At 68.3% G+C, this 17615-nt stretch carries 19 protein-coding genes; 2 read left to right on the top strand and 17 right to left on the bottom strand.

The window, feature by feature from the left end; translation table 11 throughout:
* Positions 1-33: 33 nt before the first annotated feature.
* Complete coding sequence (locus ACESMY_RS01450; RefSeq protein ID WP_372781439.1) at positions 34-2607, top strand: TIR domain-containing protein; 2574 nt, start codon at positions 34-36, stop codon at positions 2605-2607.
* 294 nt (positions 2608-2901) lie between these two features.
* Here the strand turns inward: ACESMY_RS01450 and ACESMY_RS01445 are convergent, their stop codons facing one another.
* Positions 2902-3477: an NADPH-dependent FMN reductase gene (locus tag ACESMY_RS01445; RefSeq protein WP_372781437.1), complete on the bottom strand. Its 576-nt coding sequence runs from the start codon at positions 3475-3477 to the stop codon at positions 2902-2904.
* A 113-nt stretch (positions 3478-3590) separates the two neighbouring features.
* On the opposite strand from ACESMY_RS01445, the gene ppa reads away from it, so the two are divergent.
* A complete protein-coding gene (gene ppa / locus ACESMY_RS01440; protein ID WP_372781435.1) occupies positions 3591-4124 on the top strand; it encodes an inorganic diphosphatase in 534 nt (177 codons plus the stop codon).
* 22 nt (positions 4125-4146) lie between these two features.
* Here ppa and trmB read toward each other — a convergent pair whose 3' ends face one another.
* The 16 genes from trmB to trpS all read right to left on the bottom strand — a co-directional run bounded on the left by trmB (position 4147) and on the right by trpS (position 17579).
* Complete coding sequence (trmB, locus tag ACESMY_RS01435; RefSeq protein ID WP_372781433.1) at positions 4147-4818, bottom strand: tRNA (guanosine(46)-N7)-methyltransferase TrmB; 672 nt, start codon at positions 4816-4818, stop codon at positions 4147-4149.
* Positions 4819-4970: 152 nt separating this feature from the next.
* Positions 4971-6191 (bottom strand): methionine adenosyltransferase, encoded by a 1221-nt coding sequence (metK, locus tag ACESMY_RS01430; RefSeq protein ID WP_372781431.1) that lies wholly within the window; start codon positions 6189-6191, stop codon positions 4971-4973.
* A gap of 130 nt (positions 6192-6321) precedes the next feature.
* On the bottom strand, positions 6322-6744 hold the full coding sequence (locus tag ACESMY_RS01425) for a helix-turn-helix domain-containing protein (RefSeq protein ID WP_372781429.1): 423 nt from the start codon (positions 6742-6744) through the stop codon (positions 6322-6324).
* 74 nt (positions 6745-6818) lie between these two features.
* Positions 6819-8381 (bottom strand): apolipoprotein N-acyltransferase, encoded by a 1563-nt coding sequence (gene lnt, locus ACESMY_RS01420; RefSeq protein WP_372781427.1) that lies wholly within the window; start codon positions 8379-8381, stop codon positions 6819-6821.
* An 8-nt stretch (positions 8382-8389) separates the two neighbouring features.
* Positions 8390-9313, bottom strand: coding sequence for a hemolysin family protein (locus tag ACESMY_RS01415; protein WP_372781425.1), 924 nt, complete (start codon positions 9311-9313; stop codon positions 8390-8392).
* 17 nt (positions 9314-9330) lie between these two features.
* Positions 9331-9786 carry an rRNA maturation RNase YbeY gene (gene ybeY / locus ACESMY_RS01410; protein WP_372781423.1) on the bottom strand — a complete coding sequence of 152 codons (456 nt, stop codon included), beginning with the start codon at positions 9784-9786 and terminating at the stop codon, positions 9331-9333.
* Positions 9783-10748: a PhoH family protein gene (locus ACESMY_RS01405; protein WP_372781421.1), complete on the bottom strand. Its 966-nt coding sequence runs from the start codon at positions 10746-10748 to the stop codon at positions 9783-9785. Before ACESMY_RS01405 ends, ybeY begins: the two co-directional genes overlap by 4 nt.
* Positions 10745-12115, bottom strand: coding sequence for a tRNA (N6-isopentenyl adenosine(37)-C2)-methylthiotransferase MiaB (miaB, locus tag ACESMY_RS01400; RefSeq protein ID WP_372781419.1), 1371 nt, complete (start codon positions 12113-12115; stop codon positions 10745-10747). The genes ACESMY_RS01405 and miaB overlap by 4 nt, the downstream gene beginning before the upstream one ends.
* A 50-nt stretch (positions 12116-12165) precedes the next feature.
* On the bottom strand, positions 12166-12540 hold the full coding sequence (locus tag ACESMY_RS01395; protein ID WP_372782274.1) for a Fur family transcriptional regulator: 375 nt from the start codon (positions 12538-12540) through the stop codon (positions 12166-12168).
* A 77-nt stretch (positions 12541-12617) separates the two neighbouring features.
* Positions 12618-13076, bottom strand: a complete 459-nt coding sequence (locus tag ACESMY_RS01390) for a GNAT family N-acetyltransferase (protein WP_372781417.1) — start codon at positions 13074-13076, stop codon at positions 12618-12620.
* Complete coding sequence (gene tsaB / locus ACESMY_RS01385; RefSeq protein ID WP_372782272.1) at positions 13073-13699, bottom strand: tRNA (adenosine(37)-N6)-threonylcarbamoyltransferase complex dimerization subunit type 1 TsaB; 627 nt, start codon at positions 13697-13699, stop codon at positions 13073-13075. The genes ACESMY_RS01390 and tsaB overlap by 4 nt, the downstream gene beginning before the upstream one ends.
* A gap of 75 nt (positions 13700-13774) precedes the next feature.
* Entirely contained in the window at positions 13775-14347 is a 573-nt protein-coding gene (locus tag ACESMY_RS01380) for a NifU family protein (protein WP_372781415.1), read from the bottom strand.
* Between the two features lie 69 nt (positions 14348-14416).
* Positions 14417-14632 (bottom strand): hypothetical protein, encoded by a 216-nt coding sequence (locus ACESMY_RS01375; protein WP_372781413.1) that lies wholly within the window; start codon positions 14630-14632, stop codon positions 14417-14419.
* Between the two features lie 106 nt (positions 14633-14738).
* Positions 14739-15890, bottom strand: coding sequence for a helix-turn-helix transcriptional regulator (locus ACESMY_RS01370; protein ID WP_372781411.1), 1152 nt, complete (start codon positions 15888-15890; stop codon positions 14739-14741).
* A gap of 136 nt (positions 15891-16026) precedes the next feature.
* Positions 16027-16506, bottom strand: a complete 480-nt coding sequence (locus ACESMY_RS01365) for a universal stress protein (protein ID WP_372781409.1) — start codon at positions 16504-16506, stop codon at positions 16027-16029.
* Between the two features lie 38 nt (positions 16507-16544).
* On the bottom strand, positions 16545-17579 hold the full coding sequence (gene trpS / locus ACESMY_RS01360) for a tryptophan--tRNA ligase (protein ID WP_372781407.1): 1035 nt from the start codon (positions 17577-17579) through the stop codon (positions 16545-16547).
* Positions 17580-17615: the final 36 nt, after the last annotated feature.

Raw genomic sequence — 17615 nt, 5'->3', positions numbered from 1 at the left:
CGATCGACCGTCCCACTAGCTGAAGGACGCGACATGCTGCCCACGGTTTTCCTCTCGCTGGAGGGCGGCGACGAGGGCTTCGTGGCCCAGGTCCAGCGCTTCCTGCCCGACGGCTTGGCCTATTTCTATCCGCGCAGCTTTGCCAACGGCGAGGCCCTGATCTCGGCCATGGAGGAGCGTGTCGGGCAGGCGAGCATGTTCGTGCTATTCGCGACTAAGAAATCAGTCGCGTCGCCGTGGGTCGGGTTTGAGATCGACAGAGCTCGGCTCGCCAAGATCAAAGACCCGCAATTCCGCATCATCGTCGTGCCTCTGGATGCCGAGGTGAGCCACGCGGACCTTCCGGCCTGGATGCGCGACTACTGGGTCGGCCAGGTCGGTCAGGGGCCGCGAGAGATCGCCCGTTACATCCGCCGCGCCCTAATTGCCGGCCCAATGAGCCACCTGCCCGGCCAACAAGTCTATGGTCGCGGCGGCCTCGTCGACGCTGCCGTCAGCCAAGTTGGCGAGATCGTCCTGCGCACCGAGCAAACGCCGAACGTCGTGGTGCTCGCAGGCAACGCGGGGATTGGCCGTCGAACCTTCAGTCGCAGGTTCCTAGCGGCAGCTTTCCCCAGCACGCCTGACCTCCAGTTCGGCCCAGAGTTCCTTCTCCCTCAATACGCAGACCTTGCGGACCTGTACCGTGCCCTTCGCCAGGAGATCGAGACCGATCTACCCCTGTCCGGGATCGCCAAGGACCTGGAGGCCTTCGCTGGCGCGTCCATAGAAGTCCAGGCTGAGGAGGTCACGCGCCGCTTGGCGCATTTTGCTGATCTCGGCCAAGCCGTCACGGTTGTAACCGGCAACGGCATCTTCCAGGACAAAGGCTATCTAAAGGCTTGGGTCCCGCCCCTGTTCGACAAGGTCTCCCGCGATCGCCGTATCCGGCTGGTCGCTGTGACGAACCGCATGCTGCATGAGAACGAGTTGCGGGCCCACCCCAACCTCCTCCAACTCGCTATCCCACCGCTGAAAGAAACCGACATCCGGACTTTGATGATCGGGTCCGCCGAGGCCTTCGGTGTCAAGCCGGAGTTGCCGTCCAGCGAAGTCATTCGCACGATCGGCGGACATCCGGGCATCGCCAGAGCGACCGCGGCCCTGGTGGCGCGGAAAGGACCTGCGGTGGTCAATTCCGACCCCAGCGACCTGTTCGCCCTCCAAGAGGACGTGCTCAGCGAGTCCCTGAATTTCGCCAACCTGAACGAGATACAGAAGGACGTCTTGTCGGTCCTTAGCTGGGTGCCCCAGTTGGGTGGGGACACCCTGCGGCGCATAATTCTCGAACGGCATCAGACGGACTTGAAGGCGTTCGGCGAGACGGTCTCCAGCCTGATTTTGGCCTGCCTAGTCGAAGTGTCCGGGGCTAACTACGTTATCTCAGGGCCCGTCCGGTCGCTCTTCCGCCGGCTGCACGGCTATGGCTCGCGAGAGCTGATGACGACCTTTTCGGCCGTTCTGAAGTCAGAATGGGACGCCGCCGCGAAGAACGATGAACTTCGCGCCGAACTGTTGGACGCGATCGCCTACATGGCCGCGATCGAGGGCGGCACCCTACCGCCAGAATTGCGGAGCCTTCTGCTGCCTTCGACCCTCCAAGCGGTCGTGCGAGACACCTATGACCGGGGCCATGATGATCCAGAAGCACTAAGGCGCGTGGTGGCTTGGGGTGCCCCGGCCCAGGCGATGAAGATGGACGAGACGACCCGCGAGGAAATCCTCTCTTACGTCGTGAGGGCGCAGACTCGGCTCGGTGACGAGTCTGCTGCGGAGTCGCTCCTCGACTTCTTCGACCAGCGGAAATACCGCTCCCGCTTCTACCTGCGGGCATTTTACCTTCGGCTTCACAAGAACGATCCGAAAGCCGCCATCCCTTTGCTGTTGCAGGCGCGCGAGGTCCGGAAATACCTGACCCAGGTCGTGGGCGATCTCGGACGCGCCTACCAGCGTCTCGGCATGTGGAAGCCCTTGTATGACCTAGTCAGGGATGAGGCGGACTATATCGGACGGAACCCCGTGCTCCTCGACGTTCAGATTGGTATGCTGATCGCCCAAGGTGAGTTCGATAAGGCGGAGCGGGTCATCCGGACGCTCCGGTCACTCGACCGCCAGGAAGCCTATGCGCAAGGCCGAACGGCCATGCTGATGATGCGCCGCGATCAGAATTTCCACGGTGCCCAAGCCCTGCTGACCGATCTGCTGCAGCGAGGCGTCGGTTCACAGATTTATGTCCGAAAGCTGCGTGCGATCGCAGCGGCGAGCAGTGGCGACGCTGTCACGGCTCGGGAGGATGCCGAGTTTCTGAAGTCACGAGGCGTGCGTCACGGTATCCACGGCATCGAGGCGCGCATCCGGCTGGGCCAGGACGATTTCGACGGCGCACTGCGCGAACTGGCAAAGGGCGGTCCGCCGAGCCTCCAGGACGAACTGCTGCGCGCCACGATTTTGGAGGTTCGGGCCAACGCCGCCGCCACACCCTTTGGCGAGCGCGAGGCGCTTCGCCAACAAGCGGCCGAAATCCGATCAAGGAACCGGATGCTGGATGAATACGAGGTCGAGCGATAGCTTGTTAGGTTCGCGAGGCGCGTATGGGTTTGGCGAACGTGTGCATGCCGCCCCCAAGCCGCAGCCTGTTAGTGGCGCAACGCCGATGTAACTGCGGCCACGAGACTGCTAGATGCGCGGCGTTCTCAGAAATTACTAACCTCTCGGATTTTGCTACGTCACCACCGAGTCAGGCGTCTCGCGGCATGCATCCACACGCGACAAGCCCCCAAATCAGCAAGGCAAACCGGAAGGCCACATCCAAGCCGAAGAGGTTGCCGGCTCCCTTCTCCCCTTGTGGAAGAAGGGCGCGCCTCACCCCGCCCGCAACCTCAGCGTCCAGGCCTTGAACGCCTCCAGGTACACCCCCAGGAACTTCGCCGTCCCCTCGTCGGTCAGCTTGCCCTCGGCGTCGAACTTCTCGTGGGCGCGGAAGACCAGGACCTCGGGCTGGGGCATGCAGAAGGAGTTGGTGAATTCGAAGGCCTGGCGCAGCTGGCTCTGGCCGCGGGCGCTGCCCGTCTGGCCCGGGGAGGCGCCGATGATGCCGACCGGCTTGCCGCCGAGCGGCGCCGTGCGCGGCGGGCGCGAGGCCCAGTCGAGCGCGTTCTTCATCACGCCGGGGACCCCGTGGTTGTACTCCGGCGTCACGAAGAGGACGCTGTCGGCCGCCCGGATCGCGGCCTTCATGGCGGCCACGCCGTCGGGCTCGCCGGCCGCCTCGACGTCGCCGTTGTAGAGCGGCACCGGGGCCAGATCGAAGATCTCGATGGTCATCCCGTCCGGCGCCATCCCCTGCGCCGCGCGCAGCAGGGCCCGGTTGTAGGACGCCTGGCGCAGGCTTCCCGCCAGGCCGACGACGCGGACGGGGGTCGAGTTGGGTTGCGACAAAGCTGGGCTCCGCAAGTGGCGGCGAACTATGCGCCGGGGCCGGGGTTACGGTCGAGCCGGATTGGCCTTAAAGACCCCCTCGCTGTTCCCTCGCGTCCCCCAGAAGGCTCTCCATGGACCTCTCCAAGATCCCCGTCGGCGTGAACCCGCCCTATGACGTCAACGCCATCATCGAGATCCCGCAGGGCGGCGAGCCGGTGAAGTACGAGATCGACAAGGAGTCCGGCGCGCTGTTCGTCGACCGCTTCCTGCACACGGCGATGTTCTATCCCGGCAACTACGGCTTCATCCCGCATACCCTGGCCGACGACGGCGACCCGATGGACATCATGGTGGTGGGCCAGACCCCGGTGGTCCCCGGCGCGATCATCCGCGCGCGGCCGATCGGCACCCTGATGATGACCGACGAGGCGGGCGGCGACGAAAAGGTGCTGGCGGTGCCGGTGGACGCCCTGCATCCGTTCTACACGGGTGTGGACAGCTGGCGTTCGCTGCCCGGCATCCTGACCGAGCAGATCGCCCACTTCTTCCAGCACTACAAGGACCTGGAAAAGGGCAAGTCGGTGAAGATCACCGGCTGGGCCGAGCCCGAACAGACCGCCGACCTGATCCGCGCGGCGATCCAGCGCTACAAGGACGCCGCCTAGCCTCCACTTTGCCGGCTGTCGCTTAGACGCGGACGAAGTCCAGGAACACCGGGGCGACGTCGCCGAGGCGTTTTTCCTCGTAGCGGGTGGTGATGTGGTCGGCGGGTGGGTTGCGCCAGCCGGCGGCGTCCTCGGCGGTCCAGCGGAAGGCGGGATTGGCCAGGAACAGCGCCAGCGCCCAGTCCACATAGTGCGCCACATCGCTGGCGAAGCGTAGGGCGCCGCCCGGCTTCAGCAGGCGGGCTAGGTCGGCGACGCTGTCGGCCTGGATCACCCGGCGCTTGTGGTGGCGCGCCTTCGGCCAGGGGTCCGGGAAGAGCACGAAGACCCGGTCGAGGCTGGCGTCCGGCAGGTTGGCCATCAGCTCGCGCGCGTCGCCGTCGAGGACGCGGACATTGGTCAGGTGCGCCTCGTCGATATGGCGAAGCGCGCTCGCCACCCCGTTCTGGAACGGCTCGGCGCCGATGATCAGAGCGTCGGGGTGAAGGCCCGCCTGGGCGGCCATGTGCTCGCCGCCGCCGAAGCCGATCTCCAGCCAGACCCCGGTGGCGGTCGGCATGAGCGTGCAGGGGTCGAAGGGCCCGGGGGGCGGGCGCAGGCCGGGCAGCAGGGTCTCCATCAGCGCCGCCTGGCGCGGCTTGATGGCGCGGGTCTTCAGGCGGCCGTAGGAGCGGAGCGGCGGGTGGGCGGTCATCCAATTTTCCGTGTCATCCCGGAAAGCGCGCAGCGCTTGTCCGGGACCCATAGGCACGAAACTCTCCCGCTAGCCACCGAGCGTCGGCGTCTATGGGTCCTGGTCTGCCGCGTCCCGCGGAAACCGGGATGACAGCGTGAGAGGGGCCCGCCCTACGCCAGCTTCTTCAGTTCGTCGGCGAGGTCGGGACGTTCCCAGGAGAAGCCGCCTTCGTTGTCGGGCTGGCGGCCGAAGTGGCCGTAGGCCGCGGTGCGGGCGTAGATCGGGCGGTTGAGCTGCAGGTGCTCGCGGATCGCCCGCGGCGTCGCGCCGCCGACCATCTCCGGCAGGGCCAGCTCGAGCTTCGCCGGGTCGATCTCGCCGGTGTTGTGCAGGTCGACGTAGAAACTCAGCGGCTGGGCGACGCCGATCGCGTAGCTGATCTGGATGGTGCACTTCTTCGCCAGGCCCGCGGCCACGACGTTCTTGGCCAGGTAGCGGCAGAGGTAGGCCGCCGAACGGTCGACCTTGGTCGGGTCCTTGCCGGAAAAGGCGCCGCCGCCGTGCGGGGCCGCGCCGCCGTAGGTGTCGACGATGATCTTGCGCCCGGTCAGGCCCGCATCGCCGTCCGGCCCGCCGATCTCGAACCGGCCGGTCGGGTTGACGTGCCACTTGGTCTTCTTGGTGATCAGGCCGGCGGGGAAGACGCCTTCGACGTAGGGGCGGATGAGCTGTTCGATGCGCTTCGGCGTCGCCGAATGCAGGCCGATGCGCTTCTTGTGCTGGGTCGAGACGACGATCTGCAGCACCTCGACGGGGCGGCCGTCCTCGTAGCGCAGCGTGACCTGGCTCTTGGCGTCCGGCTCCAGCACCGAGCATTCGCCCGAATGACGGACCTCGGCGAGCTTCTTCAGGATGTCGTGGGAATATTGCAGGGTCGCCGGCATCAGCGACGGGGTCTCGTCGCAGGCGTAGCCGAACATGATGCCCTGGTCGCCCGCGCCCTCGTCCTTCTTATCGTTGGCGTCGACGCCCTGGGCGATGTGGGCGGACTGCGGGTGCAGGTAGCAGGCGTACTTGGCCTTGGCCCAGTGGAAGCCCTTCTGCTCGTAGCCGATGTCCTTGATCGCCTGGCGAACCTTATCCTCCAGGCCGCGGACGATGTCCTTGGTGAGCTGCTTGTTCTCGGCCTTGGACCCGCCCGGACGGCCGGCGCGGACTTCGCCGGCCAGCACGATGCGGTTGGTGGTGACCAGGGTCTCGCAGGCCACGCGGGCCTCCGGCTCAGCGCTCAGGAAGGCGTCCACGACGGTGTCGGAGATGCGGTCGGCCACCTTGTCCGGATGGCCTTCGGAAACGCTTTCAGACGTGAAGATATAGCTGGAACGGCTCACGGCGCTGGCTCCGGGAAATGACGGGGCCGTCCCACAAATGCGGCGGCCGTCCGATTTTGGTCGGCAAGCCTATAAAGAAGTCTTTATGTCCCGCCAAGCACGCGTTGCGGCGGCAAGGTTAAGCTAGGCGTCAGGCCTCGGCGACGTCGGCCTCGCCGGCCATGGCGCGCACCAGGTCGAGGATCTTGCGCCTCACCCGGCCCTTGGCGATCTTCGGGAAGACCGTGGCCAGCTCCATGCCCTCAGGGGTCAGGAGGAAGTCCTGCAGGGTCTCGCGCGGCAGGTTCGAACCGATGATCTCGCCCCCATCGCCCAGCCCCTCGTAGAAATAGCTGATGTTGGTGGAGAGGGCCCGGGACATCTCCCACAGCTTCGACGCGCTCACCCGATTGGCGGCGCGCTCGTACTTCTGGACCTGCTGGAAGGTGAGGCCGATGGACTCCGCCAGCCGCTCCTGACTGATCCCCAGCTCCTTGCGGCGCATCCGTATCCGCAGGCCCACATGCCGGTCGACCGGATTGGGGCCCTGTGCGGGCGTGTCGGGCTTGTCCATGCAACTCCCATCAGAACGTCGCCGGACAAGCGCAATGCAAGACGCGGCCTCAAATTCGATTCAGCTAATATCGGTCATCGAACACGATAGGTTAAAGCGACCAAGCCAGACAATAGGAGCATCGCGGCGAAATAGAGATCGCCTGCCCGGACATAGGGCGTCGCCTCTAGAGCTGGAGGCAGGGGTGCGTCAATAACACCCAGGGCGCCGAGCCCCAAGCGCGCTCCGGGTGCGATTCGTCCGTAGGCGTCGATCACCGCCGAAACGCCGGTCGGGGTCGCGCGGACGATCGGCAGGCCTTCCTCGATGGCCCGGTAGCTGGCGATGTTGAGGTGTTGCAGCGGCCCGGAGGTGACGCCGAACCAGGCGTCGTTCGAGATGTTGAGGATCCAGGCGGGGCGCAGGCCCGCGCGCGCCGCGCCGTCTCGGGTGACGCCCGGGAACAGCGCCTCGTAGCAGATCAGCACCTGCACCGCCGGCGCGCCCCAGGGCGCGATCGGCTGGGACGGCGGCCCTGCCGAGAAGTCGTCCGGCATATGGACGAGGCTGCGGAAACCCACCCTGGTGGCGAGCTCGCCGGCCGGCATGTACTCCCCGAACGGCACCAGGTGGTGCTTGTCGTAGACGCCGGTGACGCGCAGGCCGTCCGCCTCCCGGCGGAAGGCCACCAGGCTATTGAAATAGCGCTCGCCCTTCGGACCGGGCTCGGCGCGGTTGGCGCCCATCAACAGCGTCTGGCCCGGCGCGACCGCGTCGCGCAGGCGCGCCGCATAGGGCGAGGCCGGCGCGATCAGCTCGTCGATCACCGCCGGCAGCGCGCCCTCCGGCCAGATGACGATGTCCGGCCGTCGGGGTCCCGGGCGCCCGCTGAGCTCGAGATAGGTGTCGAAAATCGAGCCGAGGTTCTCGGCCTTCCATTTGTTCTTCTGGTCGATGTTGGCCTGGACCACCCGGATGAGCGGCGCGCGGGCGTCCGGACGGGCGGCGTTCTCGACCCGGCCGAGGCCGAAGGCGTAGAGGCTGGCGAGGGCGGCGGCGGCGGCGGTGAGCGCCGCGGCCTTGGGCCGCCAGCCGATCGTCTGGGCCAGGACCGCCGGGGCGGCCGCGATGGCGACGGTGATCCAGGAGAGACCGTAGGCACCCACCACCGAGGCCACTTGCGAGGGCGCAGAGCCCGCCCTCCAGGTTTCGCCCGGCAGGTCCCAGGGGAAGCCGGTGAGCACGTGGCCGCGCAGCCATTCGAAGCCCGCGAGGCAGCCGGCGAACACCAGGATGCGCACCGCGCCGCGGGTCTTGAGCGCGCGGTAGAGCAGGGCCGCGGCGCCCCAGAACAGCGCCAGGCCCGCGGCCAGCAGCACCAGGGCGAAGGAGGCCATCCAGCCCTGTTCCTTGGCGTCGACCATGAAGGGTTCGGTGATCCACCAGACGCCGGCGGCGAAATAGCCGACCCCGCCCAGCCAGCCCCGGAACAGCGCCGAGCGCAGGGGCCGGGGGCTGTCGGCATCGATCAGGGCGAGCAGCAGGGCGTAGCCCAGGACCCCCGGCAGCACGCCGAACGGCGGATGCGCCAAGCCTGCCGCCAAGCCCGCCAGGAGCGCCAGGCCACGTCCCGGCCAGCCTTGCCGCCACGCCATCATCGCCGTGGTCAGTCCGCCAGCGAGGCTTCGAGGCGCGCGGCCGGCAGGCGGCGCACGCGGACGCGCTTCACGCGGCGGGGGTCGGCCACCAACACCTCCATGGCGAAGCCGCCCGGGTGGGTGACCACCTCGCGCCGCTGCGGCACGCGGCCGGCGAGCGCATTGACCAGGCCGGCGACGGTGTCGATCTCCTCGTCGAGGTCCGGCGGCGCCAGGTCGACGCCCTGGCCGAGTGCGGCTTCGAGGTCCTCCAGCGGCGTGCGGCCGTCGACCACCCAGCCATCGGCGTCGGCGACGATGGGCGCCGCGCCGAGATCGGCCGCGTCGTCGTGCTCGTCCTCGATCTCGCCCACCAGGGTTTCCAGGAGGTCCTCCAGCGTCACCAAGCCGTCGGTGCCGCCGAACTCATCGATCACCAGGGCCATGTGGGTCTGCTGGGCGCGCATCTGGCCCAGCAGTTCCGAGGCGCGCATCGAGGCGGGGACATAGAGCACCCGGCGCACCAGGTTGTGGCGGCCGGAGAGCACGTGGTCCTCGGGCTTGAGCCTGCGGGTCTTGCGGGCCAGGAGCTTGAAGACGTCCTTGACGTGGACCACCCCCACCGGTTCGTCGAGCGTCTCGCGGTAGACCGGCATGCGGCTGTGCTCGGCCTCCACGAACCGGGCGACCAGTTCGGCGAAGCTGCAGCTGCGGTCGATGGCGACGATGTCGGCGCGCGGCTTCATGACGTCGTCGACGCGCAGGTCCTGGAAGGCTCGGGCCTGGCTGACCAGCTCGCCGGTGGCCGCGGTGGGCGGCTCGGGCGCGGCGGCGGTGGCCGGGGTGGGACGGGAGCGGAACCGGTCGAACAGGGACAGGACGCCCCGGTTCTTGTGCGCATGCCCCCCGGGGTTCGGAGCAGCTGCGTCAGACGATCGGTCGCGGTCGGTCATTGTCTCGCTTACCGGCCTTAGCTTGGGCCAGCCAGATAGGGATCGGGGATCCCCAACCCGGCCAGGACGACGCGCTCGAGGCCTTCCATTTCGTCAGCCTCGGCGTCGCTGATGTGGTCGTATCCTAGAAGGTGCAGCACCCCATGCGCCACCAGATGCTGCAGATGGTGCGCCAGAGGCTTGTCCTGGTCCTGGGCTTCCTGCGCGCAAACCCCATAGGCCAGCGCCACGTCGCCGAGGAAACGCTCGGGATTCTGCGGGGCGGGGAAGGACAGGACGTTGGTCGGCTTGTCCTGCGCCCGGAACCGGAGATTGAGGCCGCGGATCGTGACGTCGTTGGTCAGCAGCAGGCTGACGCCCTCGCCGACCGCGCCTTCCGAAGCCAGCGTCGCCTCCGCGGCGGCGCGCGCCAGCCCCTCGGCGTCGGCGAGCGCCGTGGTCCAGGCCGGGTCCTCGATCTCAAGGTCGATCAAATGGAGCGTCCGGCCTTGGCCGCGTCGGCGTCATAGGCCCGCACGATGCGCTCGACGAGCGGATGGCGGACCACGTCCTCGGCGGAGAAGCGGGTGATGCCGATGCCCTTCACGCCGTCCAGCAGGCCGACGGCATGGGCGAGGCCGCTATCGCGGATGTTGACGAGGTCGATCTGGGTCGGGTCGCCGGTGACCACCATGCGCGCGCCCTCGCCCAGGCGGGTCAGCACCATCTTCATCTGCAGGCGCGTGGCATTCTGCGCCTCGTCGACGATGACGAAGGCGTGCGCCAGGGTGCGGCCACGCAGGAAGGCGATGGGCGCGACCTCGATCTCGCCCTTCTCGCGGCGGCGGCGGAGCTGCTCGGCGCCCAGGATGTCGGTCAGCGCCTCCCAGACCGGGGCCATGTAGGGGTCGACCTTCTCGGTCAGGTCGCCCGGCAGGAAGCCCAGTCGCTCGCCGGCCTCGACGGCCGGGCGCGAGACGATCAGCCGGTCGACCTCGCCGCGCAGCAGCAGGCCTGCGCCGTGCGCGACGGCCAGGAAGGTCTTGCCGGTGCCGGCCGGCCCGAGGCCGAAGACCAGTTCGCAGTTCGCCAGCGCCTGCAGGTATTCCGCCTGGGTCGCGGTCTTGGGCGCCACCTGGCCGCGGCGGCCGACCGGCAAGGCGCCCCCATTCCCGCTTAGGGGCCCCGCGCCGCCGGACCGGGCATTGCCGATCGCCACGCGCACGTCGGCCTCGGCGATCTCGAGGCCCTGGTCGGCGCGCTCGGCGATCGCCTGGACCGCCTTCTTGGCCTGGGCGCGGCCCTTCGAGTCGCCGGTCAGCGACACGCCGCCGCCGGGCGTCTCGACGAGCACGTTGAAGGCGTCCTCGATCAGGGCGGCGTGGCGGGAGTTGGCGCCGGCCACCGCGCGGGAGGCCGCGTCGGACAGGGTGATGAATTCAGGCGCGCGGCTCAAAATGCCATCTCTGGGGCGGGCTCCAGCTCTTCGGACACGATCGCCCCGGCCAGGCTCATCCGGGCGGCGGCCTCGATCCGAACCGGAACGATCCGGCCGATCAGACGATCCGGCGCGGTGGCGTAGACCGCCTGCAGATAGGGGCTGCGGCCGATCAGCTGGCCGGGGTGGCGGCCGGGCCGCTCGAACAGGACGGGCAGCACCTTGCCCACCTGGGCGGCATTGAAGCCGCGGGCCTGTTCGTCCAGCAGCGCGTTGAGGCGGGCGAGCCGTTCATCCTTGACCGCTTCGTCCACCTGGCCCGGCATGGCGGCGGCCGGCGTGCCCGGGCGGCGGGAATATTTGAAGCTGAAGGCCGTGGCGTAGCCGACCTCGCGCACCAGATTGAGCGTCGCCTCGAAGTCGCTGTCGCGCTCGCCGGGGAAGCCCACGATGAAATCGCCGGAGATGGCGATGTCGGGGCGGGTGGCGCGGATCCTGCCGATCAGCTCGACGTAGCTCTGCGCCGTGTGCGCCCGGTTCATGGCCTTCAGGATGCGGTCGGAGCCGGACTGCACCGGCAGGTGCAGGTAGGGCATCAGCTCCGGCAGATCGCCGTGCGCGGCGATCAACGCCTCGTCCATGTCGCGCGGGTGGCTGGTCGTATAGCGGATGCGGTCGAGGCCTTCGATCGCCGCCAGACGGCGCACCAGGGCGGCGAGCCCGCCCTCCCCGGCATAGGCGTTGACGTTCTGGCCCAGCAGGGTGACCTCGCGCACGCCCTGGGCGGCCAGGTCGCGGGCCTCGGCCTCGATGGTCTGCGGGCCGCGCGACCACTCGCCGCCGCGCGTATAGGGCACCACGCAGAAGGTGCAGAACTTGTCGCAGCCCTCCTGGACAGTGAGGAAGGCGGTGACGCCGTTGGCCGTGCGGCCGATCGGGCCCAGGGCGTCGAACTTCTCATCCGCCGCGAAGTCGGCCGACAGCCGCTCGCCGCGGGCGCGGTGGCTGCGGGCGATCAACTCCGGGAGTTGGTGATAGGCCTGCGGGCCCACGACCAGGTCCACCGCGGGCTGGCGGCGCATGATCTCCTCGCCCTCGGCCTGGGCGACACAGCCGGCGACCGCGATAGTCATGCGCGAGCCGCCTTCGGCCAGGCGCTCGTCGCGCATCTCCTTCAGCTTGCCGAGCTCGGAATAGACCTTCTCGGTGGCCTTCTCCCGGATGTGGCAGGTGTTCAGCACCACCAGGTCAGCGCCATCGGGGCTGTCGGTCATGGCGTAGCCCAGCGGCGCCAGCACATCGGTCATCCGCTCGCTGTCATAGACGTTCATCTGACAGCCGTAGGTCTTGATGAAGAGGCGCTTCGAAGGCGCGGGACCGGACATGGCTGGGGTTATGGGGTCCGAGGGAGAGGGGCGCAAGTTTGAGGCGCGCCCTAGTTCTCCTCGAGCGGCATCCCGTAGAGCTCGAGGCGATGATCCACGAGCCGATAGCCGAGCTTGCGGGCGATGGCTTCCTGCAGGGCCTCGATCTCGGCGTCCATGAACTCCACGACCTGACCGGTCTTCATGTCGATCAGGTGGTCGTGGTGCTGGTCGGGGTGCTCCTCATAGCGGGAGCGGCCGTCGCGGAAGTCGTGGCGGGTGATGATCCCGGCTTCGTCGAACAGGCGCACCGTGCGGTAGACGGTGGCGATGGAGATGTGCGGGTCGACGGCGTGGGCGCGGCGGTGCAGCTCCTCCACGTCGGGGTGGTCGTGGGCCGCCGACAGCACGCGGGCGATGACCCGGCGCTGCTCGGTCATGCGCATGCCCTTCTCGACACAGAGCTTTTCGATGCGGTCCGACACTTGGGGCTCCCCACTCCTCATCGCCAACCAAGATAGGTCTAAGCGGCGGCGGCGTTAAGGTCGAGGCGCATCACCAGCGCGTCCATGAAACCCTCGGGGCCGCGATCGTAGTAGGCCTTACGCAGCCCGGCCTTGCGGAACCCAAGCGCCGCGTAGAGGGCGATGGCCGGTTCGTTATCGATGGCGACCTCCAGGAAGGCGGCCTCCGCTGCGAGGTCGCGGGCGGCGGGGAGGGCCACGGCGATCAGCGCGCGGGCGACGCCGCGACGGCGCGCGGCCGGGGCGACGCCCAGGGTGAGGACCTCCATCTCCCCGGCCGCGACCCGGCAGAGGATGACGCCGAGCGGCCCGGTTTCGTCGGCGGCCAGGAAGCCGTAGATGCCCTCGCCCTCCAGCAGATCCTCGAACTCGTCCTCGCGCCAGCCGGCGGCGAAGGCCTGGGCGTGGGCGGCGGCCATGGCTTCGCATTCGGCGGCGGTGCTGCGCAGGAGCCTCATGCCGGCAGCTTGGCGTCGGGCGCGCGCAGGTAGAGCGGCTTCAGCGGCCCGGGTTCGCGCCGTGCGGCGAGGCGGGCGACGTGGCGGGCGTCGGCGCCCTCTGCGGCGATGATCCGCGCGCCGGGCGCAAGGTCGGCCAGCAGGGCCGCGCCGGAGCCCACCAGGGTGAAGGGCCGGCCCTGGGAGAGTTCGGCGATGCGCGCGGCGGCGGTTTCGGCGGTCAGCGCGTCGGGGGCCATCAGGGCGCGGCCGTCTTCGAAGGCCTGCAGATAGAGCTGCCCGCGGCGGGCGTCGATGGCCGGGAAGACCAGGCCTTCGGCCTCGGCGGCCAGGGCCTCCAGCGTGCCGATCCCGACGGCGGGCAAATCGAGCGCGAGCGCGAGGCCCTTGGCGAAGGCGATGCCGACCCTGAGCCCGGTGAACGATCCAGGGCCGACGGTGACCCCGATCCGCTCCAGCCGATCGAAGGCGAGGCCCGCTTCTGCCATCGCGTCGCGGGCCATGGGCGCCAGCCGCTCCTGGTGCCCGCGCGCCATCACCTCGCGCGCCGATGCGACCACGCGTTCGCCGTCGAGTACGGCGACCGAGCAGCTTGAAAGGCAGGTGTCGAGGCCGAGGACCAGCATTGAGAGGCAGATAGCAGACCGGTCCCGGCTCGGCCTACGGGCTTCGCCCTCGGTTGGCCGGGATGACGGGCTCTAAAGCGTTTGTTCGACGCCCGTCACTTCGGGAACGTAGTGCTTGAGCATGTTCTCCACGCCGGCCTTCAGGGTGGCTGAGGAGGAGGGACAGCCGGAGCAGGCGCCGCGCATGTTCAGGTAGACGACGCCGGTCGCCTCGTCGAAGCGCGAGAACAGGATATCGCCGCCGTCCTGGGCCACGGCCGGACGGATGCGGGTGTCGAGCAGGTCCTTGATCTCGGCGACAATCTGGGCGGTTTCGCCCTCGTAGACCGCATCGTCATGGCCGCCGGCCGCGTCGTCGGCGCCGGCGAACAGCGGCTGGCCGGAGGTGAAGTGGTCCATGACGGCGGCCAGGATCGGCGCCTTCAGATGGCTCCAGTCATGGCTCTCCGCCTTGCCGACCGTCAGGAAGTCGGGGCCGAAGAAGACCCGGGTGACGCCGTCGATGGCGAAAAGTTCGCTCGCCAGGGTCGAGACGGCGGCGGCCTGGGCGTCACGGAAGTCGCGCGTGCCCTCGCCCATCACCTCGCGGCCGGGCAGGAACTTCAGCACCTCGGGATTGGGCGTGGCTTCGGTCTGGATGAACATGGGTGAGATGTGGCGCCGCGGATGGCCCAGCGCAAGCGGGCCGGCGCACCGCGCCGACCCGCTCTATAGTTACGGCTCAAGAATGAATGCCGCTTTCTTGAGCGCGCCTTGCAAGTCGACAAACTGGTGATTGGTTTCGAATGTCACGCCTGGCGAGCTACGCAACGTAAAGTTGGCTTTGCTGTCGACACCGTTGGGCCTGATCGAGTGGATGTTGCTCAGATCGACGATGACCTGTGTGCCGCCGATGAGATTGACGTGCATGAACGCTGTGGGAACAGACATGATGATCACTCCTTTTCGCGTCGACCCAGGCGTCGACGTGAGCGGGGATTGGATCAGCGAGCCGTTGGCCGCGCATACCTCGGGCGGGGTATGAACCGGCGCCATACTAGGTCCGAACAGCGAATAGCCGCTGCAGCCGGGCGAGGTCGACCTGCCGGTTGGACTGGGTCTTCTCGTAGATCACCTTCATCTGCGTTTTAATGGTGTGGGCGGACGCGCCCCGCTGCTCGGCGATCTGCGCGACAGAACGACCTGCAATCAGGGCGGCCGTGACCTCCGCCTCGGCAGGCGTCAGGCCGAAGACGTTGCGGATGCGTCGGAGTTCGGTGCGCGTGGCCCCGCGGACGGATCCGTCGACGATGTAGGCGGCCGCCCGGACTGGCCCATAGTTCAGGAACGGGTTCTCATGGCCCAGCGGCACCACCACCAGGACGGCCAAGTCTCCGTCTAGGCGCGGCAGCACGACCTCGCTCGGTGACCGGGCAGACCAGGGCGCGCTAACGTCGCAGGCGCGAGCCACAGCGACCTGCAAGTATCGCTCCGAGGGGCGATGAACGGCGCCAAGGCGATCGCGGCCGACGCGCAGCGCTTGGCCAGATTCCAGCTCTTGGCGCGCCGCCGCGTTGGCGAACACAACATTTGCGTCGGCGCCCATAAGGCAGCATGGCGTGTCGAAGGCGTCGAACGCATCGCGGATGGCTCGGTCCAGCATTCGCTGCGGACTGACGTCGAGGACCAAGGAGACGGCCCTCCGTAAATGGGGGAAGACCACCTGCGCGGCGCGTTTGTGACTTTCATCGAACGGCGGATAAGCGTCGGAGCGAGCGACGTTCATCGAGATCGTCGAGCGGATGTTGCGGTCCGAAACGCGGAACATGCACTGCATGCCGTGTTCGGCCTTCATCGGGCGCGCGTATTCCCGATAGTAGTCGGTGGCGTGCAGCTCCTCGTAGGGGATCACCTCGTGATGCAAGAAGACGCCGGGGACGAGGCCCATCGCGATCGCACGATCTGCGTGCGGCGCGAGCTGGCCGTAGATGTGGATCTTGTCGAGTACGGGCGTCGGGTCGATGTTGTGGCTGAAGAAAATCGCCCCTTGCGCGACCCCGTCGGTCGGCGGGGCGTGGAGGGCGCCCATTTCCGCGCCCATGGCGTCGACATAGTCCGCCACGACCTCTCGCCATAGATCAGGCTCATAGACTGCGGCGTAGGCGCCTTCGATGATGCGTTCCAGGGGGGTGGGAAGAAGCGCGTCCATCGAACCTCAGGTCGCGCAGATGTCGTCGAATCCGCCCGCCTGGGCGAACCGGCGAACAGCCCTGGGTTCTCGCTCCCTCATCATTCAACGATACGGCGAGTCACCCCCGCGCAAAAGCGGTTCGGTGACCGCGCGCCTAAGCCAGATCGGCGATCTCGTCGTCGGTGAGATCGCCGGGGACCAGGGTGACCGGCACCTTGCGGGCGCCCCAGGTGACGCCGTCCTTGGCGAGCGATGCGACGAGGGGCCCCGGACCGCGCCCGCCAACGGCGGCGGCCAGGACCAGGATCTTGATGTCGGGGTCCGAGCCGATGACCTCGCGGAGCGCCGCGCGGACGTTGTCGGCGTGCTTGATCAGGAACTCCGGCGGCAGGCCGGTTTCCGCCTGCACCAGCTCGGCGGATTTCTGCAGGATGGCCTCGGCCTCCTCGCGGGCCTGGCGTTCGATCTCTTCGCGCACCCCGGACCAGTGCTCGAAGTACTCCGGCTCGATGACCCGCAGCAGGGCCACGTGGCCGCCGGTCGAGCGCGCGCGGCGGCAGGCGAAGCGCAGCGCCGCCTGGAACTCCGGCGTGTCGTCGGCGACGACCAGGAACTTGCGCTTGCTGGAACTCATGGGCCCGGACGGTGCGGCGCCTTCAGCCGCCGCGCAAGTCAGCCCGCCCAGTAGCCGACGATGCGCTTGACCTCGGCCAGGGTCGGGGCGGCCACTTCGCGGGCCCGTTCGGCGCCGGCGCCGAGGATGCGGTCGATCTCGGCGGGATCGGAGAGCAGCCGGCGCATCTCGCCGCCGATCGGCCCCATGACCGAGACGGCGAGGTCGGCGAGCTTCGGCTTGAAGGCCCCGAAGCCCTGGCCGGCGAACTCGGTCAGCACGTCCTGCGGCTCGCGGCCCGCGAGCGCCGCATAGACCCCGATCAGGTTCTGGGCCTCGGCGCGGCCGGCCAAGTCGTCCAGCTTCTCCGGCAGGACGTCGGCGTCGGTGCGGGCCTTGCGGATCTTCTGGCTGATGGTGTCGGCGTCGTCGGTGAGGTTGATCCGCGAATTGTCCGAAGGGTCGGACTTGGACATCTTCACCGCCCCGTCGCGCAGCGACATGATCCGCGCGCCGGGTCCCTGGGTCAGGGCGTCCGGCAGGGGGAAGAAGTTCGGCGCCTCGAAGTCGTGGTTGAACTTCGCGGCGATGTCGCGGGTCAGTTCGAGGTGCTGGCGCTGGTCCTCGCCCACCGGTACGTGGGTGGCCTTGTAGACCAGGATGTCGGCGGCCTGCAGCACCGGGTAGGTGTAGAGGCCGACGCTCTCGCGTTCCTTGTGCTTGCCGGCCTTGTCCTTGAACTGCGTCATCCGGTCGAGCCAGCCGAGGCGCGCCACGCAGTTGAACACCCAGGCGAGCTCGGCGTGGGCCGGAACGGCGGACTGGGCGAAGATGGTGGCGACCTTGGGGTCGAGGCCGGTGGCCAGGTAGGCCGCGGCGATCTCGCGGACCTGATCCTTCAGCTTGGCCGGATCCTGCCAGGCGGTGATGGCGTGCAGGTCGGCCACGAAGATGAAGGTCTCGATCTTGTGCTGCAGGCGCGCGAATTTGACGAGGGCGCCGAGGTAGTTGCCCAGGTGCAGGTCGCCGGACGGCTGCACGCCGGAGAGCACGCGTTGGGGTCCCGCGTAGGGGGCCGGAGCTTGGTCGGTCATGGGAATGGCTTCTGAGGCTAGAGGGCATGCGGGCGC

The sequence above is a fragment of the Phenylobacterium sp. genome, from assembly GCF_041691455.1.
Classification (GTDB): Bacteria; Pseudomonadota; Alphaproteobacteria; order Caulobacterales; family Caulobacteraceae; genus Phenylobacterium.
The sequence above is the reverse complement of the archived record's forward strand: the minus strand, read 5'-3'. Positions and strand labels throughout refer to the sequence as shown.